The 12,584-nt window shown below is 67.5% G+C and carries 6 protein-coding genes and 1 pseudogene; 2 read left to right on the top strand and 5 right to left on the bottom strand.

Annotated features, from left to right (window positions below):
- Positions 1–70: 70 nt before the first annotated feature.
- Together D0D37_RS35965 and D0D37_RS35960 are read left to right on the top strand one after the other, a co-directional pair.
- Positions 71–952 carry a hypothetical protein gene (locus tag D0D37_RS35965; protein WP_208720294.1) on the top strand — a complete coding sequence of 294 codons (882 nt, stop codon included), beginning with the start codon at positions 71–73 and terminating at the stop codon, positions 950–952.
- Positions 953–1,009: 57 nt separating this feature from the next.
- Entirely contained in the window at positions 1,010–1,576 is a 567-nt protein-coding gene (locus D0D37_RS35960; protein ID WP_116205038.1) for an ImmA/IrrE family metallo-endopeptidase, read from the top strand.
- 610 nt (positions 1,577–2,186) lie between these two features.
- Here the strand turns inward: D0D37_RS35960 and D0D37_RS35955 are convergent.
- The 5 genes and pseudogenes from D0D37_RS35955 to D0D37_RS35940 all read right to left on the bottom strand — a co-directional run.
- Complete coding sequence (locus D0D37_RS35955; RefSeq protein WP_208720293.1) at positions 2,187–4,985, bottom strand: tetratricopeptide repeat protein; 2,799 nt, start codon at positions 4,983–4,985, stop codon at positions 2,187–2,189.
- A gap of 277 nt (positions 4,986–5,262) precedes the next feature.
- Entirely contained in the window at positions 5,263–5,478 is a 216-nt protein-coding gene (locus tag D0D37_RS46940) for a hypothetical protein (protein ID WP_162834632.1), read from the bottom strand.
- A gap of 1,589 nt (positions 5,479–7,067) precedes the next feature.
- A complete protein-coding gene (locus tag D0D37_RS35950; RefSeq protein WP_116205037.1) occupies positions 7,068–7,667 on the bottom strand; it encodes an SMI1/KNR4 family protein in 600 nt (199 codons plus the stop codon).
- A gap of 44 nt (positions 7,668–7,711) precedes the next feature.
- A complete protein-coding gene (locus D0D37_RS35945) occupies positions 7,712–11,533 on the bottom strand; it encodes a DNA/RNA non-specific endonuclease (RefSeq protein ID WP_244223794.1) in 3,822 nt (1,273 codons plus the stop codon).
- Between the two features lie 574 nt (positions 11,534–12,107).
- Positions 12,108–12,584, bottom strand: a pseudogene (locus D0D37_RS35940) (hypothetical protein); the annotation flags it as partial.

The raw sequence follows: 12,584 nt of genomic DNA, 5'->3' as shown, positions 1-12,584 counted from the left end.
ATCGAAACCCGCGACGGCACCCTCGTGCTATCGACACGCTCTCAAGATCCGAGCCTACGAGCCGTGCCAGGTGGACAATGGCCGGTTAGCCTCCCCTTGGAACGAACGGTTGTCGCCGATGACGCTTCACCTCAACATCGCATCTACCGAGGCACTGGCGTTTGAGCCTGCTCGCCGCGTCCTTCGGCTCTGGCCAGCAGTCGGCGGTGCGCAGGCACAGCTGAGCGTCACCATCAGGAGGACTTCCGAGCGCAAGGACGCCCCGCCGTACCAGGTGTCCGCGGCGATGCTCATCGGCAAGAACTCAAGCCGAGATCGACGACTTCTCACCCACCTGACTGCTGCCCACCTGACCAATCCAAGCCATGTGGCCACAGAACTCACACTGACCGGCTTCGTCAGCCACGAGCAACTCCGTGTGGCCGAGTCGTTGCGCGAAGGGGCCGAGCACATCTGGGTCACACTCCAGATCAGCGCGACCTGCGTGGACGGCGACCCAGCACAGCTGGTCGGTGGAACAGGAGAACTCGGGTTCGATCTACCCAGCGGCGAATGGGCGCAAGAGCTGGAGGGCGTCGATGTCGGCTCCTACGTCGAGATCCTCGTACCACTGACCAGCGACAATGAGCACGCGACCGCCGTACGGCGCCTGCGCAAGGCGCGCGAACTCATCCGGGACAACCACCTGGAGGAGGCGCTCGGCGAAACACGCAAGGCCGTCGAGGCGATTCGTGCTGCGGACGGCACACCCGCCACAGTGCGGCAGGCTCGCTCGAAATCCCCTCGGGACCGTGACCAGCGCGAACGCTGGGCCTTCCTCGTCGAGGACATCTTCTCCCTGCTCAGCGGAGCCGCACACGACGATCCGGGTACGACTGAGCACTTCGTGTGGACCCGCGAAGACGTCCTCGCCCTGGTCACGGCCACAGCTGGACTGCTCAACAGGCTCTGAACGCGGCGAACAGTAGCCAAGCCGCAGCCGCCACCACAGACCACCGGTCGAAGGGGCGTGGCGCCAGCAGTCGGCCCCCGCCGGAGGCGGTTCGACGCGGCCCACGAACTCGGCCATCTCGTCATGCACCAAGGACCCGAACGTGTCCAGAACCGGGAGGCCGAACGCCAGGCCGACCGTTTCGCCGCCGCCTTCCTGATGCCCCGAGCGGACGTCCTCGCGCACAATCTCCGCAACGCCAGCCCCGATCAGCTCATCGACGCCAGCCGCCGATGGCGGGTGTCGGCCATGGCTCTCGCCCACCGGCTCGGTGAACTCGGCCAGCTCACCGAATGGGGCTACCGCAGCGCCTGTGTCGAACTGGCCAAACGCGGCTACCGCCGTAGCGAACCTGGCAGCCAGCTCGTCCCCGAGTCATCACAAGTCCTTGAGAAGGTCTTCGCGCATCTGCGCGCGAGCGGCTCGGGCGTCAAGGCGATCATCGACAGCACCAAGCTCACCCCCGAAGAGTTCAACCGCCACGTCTTCGGACTGGCGAAAACGGTCACCCTGGGACGTTCCGAAGGGCCGGAGGTGCCCACGCGACCGAATCGCAGCCACCTCCATCTGGTTTCTCCGGGCTAAATGTCTCCGTTGAACTGTCGGATCCGCGCGACAGAGCTGGTTGACGATGGGTACCGGCGCTTCGGAGGTCAGAAGAGCAGACGGGTGCAGCCCTCAGTTCGACGCCGGCGGGTCTAGGGCGCCCTACGGGCCTTGGTGAGGGAATACCTGTCCGATCGACCGGGCGAGGACTTCGGCCCGCCGGGATCGCCAAAGAGCTCGGCCGCTTGGGCTGCGTGGCCAACAACGCGTGCGAGAAGCTGATCGAAGACGGATACGCGACCAAAATGTGCGAGGCTCCGAATCGGTTCGCCGTCAACGCGCGCGAGACCGATTACCCGGATACCGCCGGGAATGCTCCCGCGCAGCGCAGGGCACCTGACCCCCTGTCCGCGCACAAGGCCGCCACCACCCGTCCTCGGGAACATGGTTCCTGCGCGCGGGTTTCGCGCCGCCGGTCGCCGAAACCGCGTTCGAAGCGACATGTCCAGCCCTCGCATCGTTCGTCACGCCACCTTGATCGCGCCCAGCGGTCCATCGCCGCCGTACTGTCGGCTTGACGAAAACTGTTGTTTTCCAACCCACACCGCGGCATGAGCACACGTCTCAGCGCCGTGTGGCGGGGCATGCGTCACCCGCCTGCCACATCCCGCCAGGCCGCGAGGTTATCCCAGGCAGCCAAGGTCCCGGGATGGCCAGGGCCCGCCACACGCAACTGGTCGGATAACAGTTCTTCCAATGCGGATACTGCGCCGACCGGATCTCCTGCCAGGCCCCGAAAATGCGCGAGTTCGTGACGCGCGGTCAACGTGCCGGGATGGTCCGGGCCCAGCACGCGCAACTGGTCCGACAACAACTCCTCGAACGCGGCCGCGGCACCGACCGGATCGCCTCCTATGCCCTGAAAATGCGCGAGCTGATGACGCGTGATCAACGTGTCAGAGTGGTCCGGGCCCAGAACACGCAGCCGGTCGGACAACAGTTCCTCGAACGCGGATACAGCACCGGCCAAATCACCTGCCAGGCCCCGAAAATGCGCGAGGTTGTGACGCGTGATCAACGTGCCCGGGTGGTCAGGGCCTTGCACGCGGAGGCAGTCCGATACCAGCTCTTCCAACGCGGCCGCGGCACCCGCCGGGTCGCCTGCCGTTCCCCGCGAGGACGCGAGCACGCTGCGGGTGTCCAATACGTGCGGATGATCCGGGCCCAGCACGCGCAACTGGTCCGACAACAACTCCTCGAACGCGGCCGCGGCACCGACCGGATCGCCCGCCGAGCCTCGCGACGTCGCGAGGGAGGCGCGGGTGCGCAACGTGTCAGGGTGGTCAGGGCCCAGAACACGCAACTGGTCCGACAACAACTCCTCGAACGCGGCCGCGGCACCGACCGGATCGCCTGCCAGGCCACGCCAGACCGTGAGGCCGTGGCGGGTGGTCAACGTGTCAGGGTGGTCAGGGCCGAGCACGCGCAGCCGGTCCGACAACACCTCCTCGAACGCGGATACAGCACCGGCCAAATCGCCCGCTTTGGCCCGATGGTGCGCGAGATTGTGGCGTATGGTCAGCGCGTCGGGGTCGTCCGGGCTCGCCAGGCGGAGCCGGTCTGCAAGCAGCTCTTCCAATGCTGAGACAGCACCGGCCGGATCGCCGGCCTGGCCGCGCCAGCTCGCGAGGGCGGCGCGGGCGGCCAACGTGTGAGGGTGCTCCGGGCCCAGCACGCGCAATTGGTTGGCAAGGAGTTCTGCGAACGCGGCCGCGGCCCCGGCCGGGTCGCCCGCCAGGCCGCGCGAGTTCGCGAGGGCGGCGCTGCCGTTCAAGGTATCGAGGTGGTCCCGGCCCAGCACGCGCAGCCGGTCCGACAACAACTCCTCGAACGCGGAGACGGCACCGGCCGGATCGCCTGCCAGGCCGCGCCAGGTCGCGAGGCTGTGGCGGGTGGTCAACGTGTCAGGGTGGTCAGGACCCAGCTGGCGTGCGACGGTGGTGTGGAGGCACTGGAAATACTCCCTGGCGTCGGCGACCAATCCGATGTTGCCCAGGCTCTTCCCAGCACGCCGAAACACCTCGTGCCCGGCAGGCTCCCATGTGCGGTCGCTTCCCGTCTCGGCGAGCGCGGCGGCGTTGGCACGCAGCATCTGCCCCAGCACCGCGTCCCGTTCGTCGTTCGGCCAGATCCGCAGGAGCGCGTCTGCCGCCGTCAGCGCCAGGTCCCGACGCCGTCCGCTCGGCAATGCGTCGCGGGTAGCGCGCTGAACCATTGCGTGCATCCGCACAATCCCCTGCCGCGGGTCGCGGGTGATCAGGTTCAACCGGTGCAGGCACCCCAGTCCGTCCCGCGCAAGTTCCGCGGCGGCCTCGCCTCCCGTACGAGCCGCGACGAGCTGGACGACCGCGGAGGACGAGAACAACGCGGAGGGAATGCCGTTGGGGTCCAGCACACTGGCCACCTCCAGCAACACTCCGGCGACCCCCGCCGGTTCCAGCCGGTCGGCTTGCTCCACCGACAACGACCACGTGGTCGCCACCGTGGCTCGGTGATCGTCGGGCAGCCCCTCGGGCTCGGGCACCAGCGACGTCAGGCGGCGCCGGCGATCCTTCCAACGGTTGTGATAGTCGGCGCAGGACAGGTCCCGGTCCAGCATGTACGCGCTGGCTTGCGCCAGCGCCAACGGCAGACACCCCAGCTCGACCGCCAACTCGGCCGAGCCCTCGACCAGGTGCGGCTGGTCGGCCAACGCCGTGCGCAAATAGGCCGCCGCTTCTTCCACAGTGAACACGTCGACCTCGACCAGGCATCGACCTTGCGTCCGCAGGGCAGCGTCGCGGCGGCGAGTGGTCACCACCACCCGCCCGCTCGCACTGGCCGGCGGCCACAAATCCCGCAGGTCAGCCGGGTTCCGGACGTCATCCAGCACGATCAGCCACCGCGCCGAGGCGGCGGCGAGCCATTCCAACAACCGTCGCGCACCCTGCTCGGGGTCCGGGTCCTCGACTCCGGTCAGGTCGGCGGCCGCGCGGGCATAGCTGGACACCACCGCCTCCCGCGACGCCGCCGTCACCCACACCCACACTCCTGCCTCGCCTGCCGCCCACCACCGCTCGGCGTAGTCCAGAGCAACCTGGGTCTTGCCGGCCCCTCCCAGTCCCGACACCACGCTGGTGTGCGGCCCGGGGCGGCCGGTCAGCACCGCAGCATCCCCGTGTTCCAGCGCCTGCTCCAGCGCGCGTACCGCGTCCGCGCGCCGTTGAAAAGCTGCCGCTCGCTGCGGCACCACTCCCGCCCGGTACGGCAGAGTCACGCCCGCGCGCGTCGAAGCATGAAAGTTCACGTCGCCGTGGATGACACCGGCCTGGACCACGTTCCCGAGCACATCCCCAGCCACGTGATTGGCCGTACCGCCGCGAGGCGGCCCATCGGGGCGGTCATTCATCGATCCAGTATCACGAGCCCGCTGCCCGACGACAGCACAACCCCAGACGCTAACCCGAATGGGCGCACGAATGCCCGGCGAGCAGACCACGTTCCGCACCTCGTCGGCAGACCGAAGCGCAGTCGGTCGCTGCCGCCATGATCGCCCGCGCTGCAAACCGGGAACGCGCTCCCTCGTCGGATCAACTGCCGTTAGCACGTCGCACTGGCGGCAGGTCGTACCTAGGTGCGGTCCGGTGGACAGGAACCAGCGGTCGCGGTGTCGGCCGCGTGTTCGGTCATGCCGACCTCCCGTACGCGCGGCGGTAGTCGAGGAATTCGCGCCACTGGTACGCCTCGTGACGGAGGCACGCTTCGGCGGTGCTGACGGCCGCTCCGACGGCGACGGTCTCGGCGAGGCGCAAGTGCATGCGCGCCCAGCCGAGGCAGCGTGCGTACTCGTCGGCTGCTTCTGCCGGGGATGCCACCCCGGTCGCGGCCCGGGTGCAAGTCACGCGCGCGGGCGAACAGCTGTTCCGCAGCAGCGCAGTGTCCGGCGGCGCTGCGGATCCCCACCGTCGCGCGGATATCGGCGGGAGCCAGGGTGGGCGATGCGACGGGATGAATCATGGCGTCCTCCGTGATGGCCGACGGCGTTTCGTCGGGACGGAACGATCAGCGGGCAGTCAGCACCGCGTGCGGCGGGCGGTCAGCACCGGAGTGGGTGTTGTGGCGGTCGTAGTCAGCAAGGAACACGCGTACACCGAAGCGCGGCGGCCCGCCGAAGGGTCAACTCGTCCGTAAAGGTCGAACAGCGTCGACAGAACGCGTGCGGTCGTCTCGGCACCAGGCGACTTCGCTGCGGCCCGACCAGATGGAGAGCGGCTTCCCATCTGCACTCTCATGCGCCCAGACATCAATATGTGATATATATCACATTACGTCGTAACGCGCTGAACGCATTCCCGCCGAGCACATTCATGCGAACAGACCTGGAGCAAAGCTGGAGCAGCGCCATGCGCCCAACGGCAGCGGCCAGAGTTGAACCGCGCCCAAGGGCGGCCAACCGCACCACCCGTCCAGCGGCTTCTCCAAAACCCCAGGTCAGAGACCTGCGTGGGCCATACTGGCAGTGAGGGGGTCAGGGGTTCGAGTCCCCTTAGCTCCACCGTGACGAAACACCGCTCACCAGACCAGAAGGTCCAGGTAGAGCGGTTTTTTCGTGCCCCTTGATCTTGAGTTTTGTTATCGCGAACTTCAGTTACCGTTCAGTAGCTGGAGCAATCCTGGAGCAACCTCTGACCCCACTACGGACAGGGCCCATGCTCTGCTCCAGAACATGTCACCGATCGGGTGATCGTCCGCGAAGCGTCTTTGATTCACGGCAACGGACCGCAGACTGGAAGCTGGAGGCTCGCGACATACTCGCGCGCACGGGACACCTGCGCTGGCATCGGACCGTTTCACTGGGCTTAGCACGGCGCACCAGCCGCACACAGAAGAGAAGCAAGTCCAGCGGAACGGAATGACATCCACAGCCAATCCAGACACAAGCGCCAGGAACCTGGACTCTTCACAGATGAACAGAACGCCAGTTTTCGGAGCTCCCGCCGAGTTCGGCCAGACAGGGGAACCGACCGTGAATGTCACATCGCAACCGTAGCTAAATTGAGCAGCTACCAAACAGTCGCCTGTCGTCGGCCAGCAGCAGGGAACAGGTGCAACTGCTTACTCCCGCCATGGAACCAATCCTGCAGCGCCAAGGAAGATCCATGCGCGCATAGCAACTGTTGGGCTGCGGTATTTGCATCCACACCCTGAAGGGAGGGGCACGTGCACGCTCGGTGGACCGGAACTCGCCGCGCCAGCATTGATAGGCCGACGCGGGGCGGCTGACTGGGTTAAGGACGATGGACCGGAGCCGTTGCCGGGCAGCATCAGCATGCCAGGACCGAGCCTCAACGACCGCGATCTCCGCGACTCCTGGTTCAGCACCGTGTGCGACCAGCTGGGAACACAGCGAGACACGGAGTCCGACGAAACCCGTCCCACTTGTCTGCGGCGCGATCAGGCGAGCGGCAATGCGAGCCGCAGTCTCTAGCGACTAGCGATACTCCGGATTCGGCAGCCACACACCATTCCCCATATGCGTGGACGGAACACGGAATACCGCAGGCTCGTCGTCAATGGAAAATCCGAGAATATTGTCATCGCCCACACTTGTGAGAACTTCCCAGATGACCTCCGTAACCGGGCCTTGATGTTCCCCCCATTCGTTCGCGTCTTGATTATAGTAGGCGACACGCCATTGATCCGGGTCCCTGCCGTCGACTATCCAGCAGAATATCCCTCCTTGACCGTCGTTCCCCCAAGGGAGGAGCCCCCCAGGTTTCGGGTACAGCCTGTAATCAGTTCCTTTGAGGTACTCCAATTCCTCGTCGCCAAGAACTTGGATAGTTCCGAATATTTCTTCTTGAATAAAGTTCGCATAGTCCGTTCGAACATCGATCGGGCTGGTTACCCAAACGAATTCTCGATACGCCCCAGAGGGAAATCGAGACAGGAGTTCTTTGTAGTCGGAGGGGAGCACCGTGCCGATGTCCAGCTCGACAGCTTCCCAGTCGCGGCCTGGCCTGACCTGGCCAACCCATTGGGCGACACGGGCAATTTCGTCGATGGTTCTTTGTCCGCGTGACGGGCTCACGGGTTCTCCTTGGTTCGCTGGGCCAACATCACCGGATGACACTATCAGTAGCAGAATTCGATCTTGTTCTTCGACGAGTTGCCGCCGTTGACGTTTTCGATGGTGGCTTGGCAACGGTAGCCGTTGTTGCCGATGGCGTCGATGAAGATCCACTGTGGTACCGCCGCGGTCTTGCTCGGGTACTGAACCCACACGCGGTAGATGATCTCTTTGTCGGTTCCGTTATCCAATGCCCGGGCGACGGCGTTCTCGACCTTCTTCACATCTGACGAATTGACCCGATTGTACTGGTTGACCAAGTTATCCAACTTGTTGCTTCCATGGAAGCGAGCGGCAATGAGGTGACCGGACTGCATGACGCCGCGCTCGTAGCCAACGGGCCTCGGGCGGTTCTGACGGGTGTCCGGAAGCGTCGTCGTGGCACAGACGATTCCGCTGGTTGCTCGTAGTGCCGGGTCTCCGAGGTAGGTGAACGGTTCCATATCCCCGTTGTCAGGGTCGTCGCGTTTCATGGTGCCGTTGGCGCAGTCGTCAAGCTTCATCTTGTCTTTGGTGGGGTTGAGCCGGATTCCCGGGACGGGATCGACATCGGGGACAGGTTTCTTCAGCTCTTCTTCTTTGTCGACGACGGTGCAAGTCTCTCCCCCGCCGCCGGCTAGTGCGGGTGCGCGGCATTTGATCAGGCCGCGGACGTAGTTGCGGAGGTTGGTGGTGATGCGCCGGGCAGCGACGACGGCGTCCTTGAACGACCGGATGCCCTTGACGATCCGGACGGTGGCGGAGATGGCGTCGGGGATCTTGGAGAGGACAGAGATGAACTTGAACAGGGGCAAGGCGTTGACGACGGTCATGATGCAGGCGATGAAGTCGCCTTCGGTGAAACATTTCTTGGCATCGGTGTAGCCGATGAGGTCGAGCAGGACCTGCCCGCCTTGTTCGGTGATGAACCCCATGAGGCCGGCGTTGGCCTTGGCGCGGTTGTTGTTGTAGTCGTCGACTCCTTGCTGGCCCTTCTCCTTGCGGAGCGCGGTTTCCTCGTCCGCGGTGAGTGCGGGGACCTCGCTGTCGTCGTTGATCGCCTCCTCCGCGGCCTTGCGCTGCTCTTCCTCGTCGGCCTTGCGGAGTTCTTCTTGGAGTTTGGCGAGTTCGGCTTGGATGTCGTTGGCGTCGTTGGCGGCGTTTTTCGCGCGGGTTTCGGCGTCGCGGGCGTAGTTTTCGGCGTTGGTGGCCGAGTCGTTGGCGTCCTTGGCGTGCTGCTCCGCCCGGTCGGCGGCCGCGCGCGCGGCCTCGGCGTCCCTGGCGGCTTGCGCTGCCGCCTGTTGCGCCGCCGCGGCGTCATTGGCGGCGCGGGTGGCTGCGGCGGAGGCTTCGTTGGCGGCCCGGGTGGCGTTGTCCGCGGCGGTGCGGGCGGCGCGGGCGTCAGCTTCGGCCTGGTCGGCCGACAGCCCTGCCAGGGCGGCGTCGGCGGCGGCCTGGTTCGCGGCTGCGCGGGCGGCCTGGGCGTCGGACTGGGCCTGGGTGTCGACGACGTTCGCGTCAGCGGCGGCCTGGCGGGCCCCCGCGGCTTCCTTCGCGGCCTCGGCCGCGGAAGCCTGAGCATCGGCCGCGGATCGGGCCGCGGCGGAAGCCGAATTGGCGGCATCAGCGGCTGCTTGGTAGGCGGGGGCGACTTCGCCGGCCGCGTTCTTCGCGGCTTCGGCGGCGATACGAGCCCGTTCGGCGGCGTCGTTGGCGGCAGCCTGGGCGGCGTCGACCTGGCTGGCACCGGTGTCGCGAGCCCGGTTGGCGACGTTCTGCGCAAAGTCGGCGTCGACATCGGTACCGGCGAACGGCGCGGCCATCCCGATCGCAGAGTCGGCCGGGTTGGCGATGCCGGACGCGGACTGCACCGCCGCGCTCGCCGCGCGGGTGGCGATACCGGCCTGCAGCGCGGCGGTCGAGGCCTCCACCGCGGAAGCGTTGGCTTCGTCCTGGGTGCGCTGCGCAGCCTCCAGTGCCTGCGCGGACTTGACCGCGGTCTGCTGGGCGAGGTCGGCGGCGTTGCGGGCGTTCTGCGCCGCGCGGGCTTCGGCCGCGGTCGCGTCGGCGGCGGCGGCATTGGCGCGCATAGCAGCCTGGTGGACCAGTGCGGCCTCGGATTCGGCGCGGGTGGCGTCCTGGTCCGCCCGCGCGGCAGCGGCCTGCGCTTCGGTGGCCGCGGTACGGGCTCGTTCGGCTGCGGCTTCAGCATCGTCGGCCGCGGCACGGGCCTGCGAAGCCGCGGCCTGGGCACGGTCGGCAGCTGCGCGGGAGTTGCTGGCCGCGAAGTTGGCCTGGATCGCCGCGCTGCGGGCATTAGCCGCAGCGGTGCCGGCGGCGTCGGCGTCCGACCGTGCCTGTCTCGCGGCTGCGGCGGCTTGGTCGGCGTCGGCGCGGGCCTGGTGCGCGGCGTTCCAGGCACGGTCCTTGTCGGCCTGGGCGACCTCGACCATGCCCTGGGCCTTTTGCGCGAGGCCTTCGAGCACCTGGGCCTTGCGGTTGAGGGTCTCCGCGGATTTCGCTACTTCGGCGGCGTAGTCGCGGGCTTGGTTGGCGTTGGTTTCCTGGGTTTGCGCGTCGGCATCGGCGTCGTGGGCAATCACTTCCTGCCGGCGGGCATCCTTGCTCCGGTCGGCGGCGACCTGTTCCTGCTGCTGGGCGGCACCGCGTTTCTGCGCGGCGATGTCGGCCTGTGCTTCGGCTTCGCGGCGTTTCTGGGCGGCGACGCCTGCTTCGCGCACCGCGATATCGCGCTGCTGGGCGGCTTCGCGCTGTTTGGCCTCGGCCTCGGCGCGCTTGGCCGCGGCCTGCTGCCGGTTGGATTCGGCTTCGGCGCGTTTGGCCGCGGCGGTGTCGCGCTCGCGTTCGGCGGCGGCACGGGAGTCCTTGACGTTCTGCGCGTGCTGCTGCGCCTGATGCAGCGCGGCGAGGGCGTCGGCGTGGGACTGTTTGGCCCGCGCGGCTGCGGTGGCCGCGGCAGCGGCCTGGTCGGCCGCGGCCTGCGCCAACTGCTTGGCTGCGGCCGCGTTCACCTCGGCGTTGGCGCGCCACTGACGGGCGTTCTCCTCGTGCGCCTTGGCTTTCTCGCTGGCGTCCGTGGCTGCGGCGTCCGCGGCGATCGCGTCGACGGCGTGCGAGGCGGTGTCCGCGGCCTGTTTCGCGGCGGTCGCGGACGCACCCATCGACTGCACGACCTTCGCCCATTCCGAGCCGTGCGGCATCCCGTTCTGCACCAGGATGTTGGCCTGCGCCACTGCGGCACCGGCAGCGGCCTGGGCGTTCTGGGCATCAGTGGACGCATTGGCGACGTGACGGGCGACCTCGTCCTTCGCCCGCTGGTACAGCTCCGCGTGATAGCTGTGGCCGGCCTGGTCGGCGGCGAGGGTTTTCACGATGTCGCGGGAGGTGTTCGCGGCGGCGGTCATGTCGTTCGCCGCCCGTTCCAGCGCGCGGACGCCGTCGGCGTGGGCCGACAGCAGATACCGGCGCGCCGTCATCGCCCGCGCCGTGCGCTGCGCGAGATCGGACGCGGCCTCGGCCTCCTTGCGCTGGCGCTCCAAATCCGCCAAGTGCTTCTCGCGGGCGTCGGCGTCGCGTTTGGCGGCCTCGAGATACCCGGTGGCGAAGAACTGCTCGATCGCGGCATCCCCTTGTGCCAAAGCAGCTTTCGCCGCAGCCGACACCTCCGGTCCCCCCCGGTCGGCCACGATCTGCACGAAAGCACGTCGCCGTTCCCGGTAGGCCTTGTCGAAGGCGTCGTTCTTGCGGTCCCGCTCGGCCGCGATGTCACGCCCATAGGCCAGGAAGGCCTCCCGGTCGTGAGCGTCGCCTTTCAACGCCCGCTCCACGGCCGCGTTGAACTCAGGGCCGCCCTGCCCGGCCAGCGGCTCGATCAGCGCGCGGTTGGCCGCGTCCGCGTCGGCTTTCCGCTTCCGGGCCTTGGCCCTGGCGTCCATGTTGCCGTGCGCGAAGAACTCGTCGATCGCGCCCGCGTCGCCGGCGTCCGTGCGGCGCAGGGTCTCCCGCGCGGCGTCGCGGACCTCCTGGTCCTCGTCGTGATCGGCGATGTCGGTGACCAGGTCCCGCTGCATCTGCTTGATCAGCGCGGCGTCTTCGGGATCCAGCTCCCCCGCCGCGGCCGCATGCTCGGCGACGGCAGGCGGCTTCTTCTCCGGCGGCTGCCACTGCCCGTGAATCGCCGTTGCCGCCGACGCGGCAACGGCGTTCGCGCCTTCCCCCGCAGTCACGGCAAGCAGAGCGGATGTCACCGCGACGACGAGGCCCCGATGCCATCCGGAGATCACCGCGGCGTGTCTTCTCGGTCTTCTGGACAGTTTGCGCACAGCAACGCACCCCTCGTCACAAGAACAGAGCGCACAGCACCGCCCCGGCGGTACCGCGGAAGATCAGCGGAGAACGGGTTCAGGCAGGCTTCGACATCCGGTCGAAACCGGACTGGGCCTGGCCCGAGACGTCGGTCCAGTGCACGGTCTGCCCGGTCGCGAAAGAGTCTTCGCCGGTCCAGGCAGTGCGGTTCTTGTTCGCGGTCGCGGTGACCGCGGTCCAGATCGGGTCGGTCTTCCCGGCATAGCGGTCCACAATGGACTGCCAGTAGCGAGCCTGCTCGGCGCACAGCCGCTGCTCGGCGTCCCACGTCGTGCGAGCGGCGTCGGCCTTGTCCTTCGTGGTCGCCCACGACCGGGCGGCGACCGCGCGGGCCTGCTCCGCCGCCGCGCCGCTGGCGGCGAGCGCTTCCCGCTCGGCTTCCTGGGCATCAGCCAGAAGACCGGGGATGAGCGCGTAGTAGCGCGCCCCTGCTTCCTGGCTGCGCTGCCGGAAGAACTCGACGTCCAGCTCCGCTGCGGCCATCCAGTCGGTCGCGTAGAACTCCCGGACGTC

The sequence above is a fragment of the Amycolatopsis circi genome, assembly GCF_003385235.1.
GTDB lineage: Bacteria > Actinomycetota > Actinomycetes > Mycobacteriales > Pseudonocardiaceae > Amycolatopsis > Amycolatopsis circi.
This window is presented reverse-complemented; position numbering and strand designations above follow the sequence as displayed.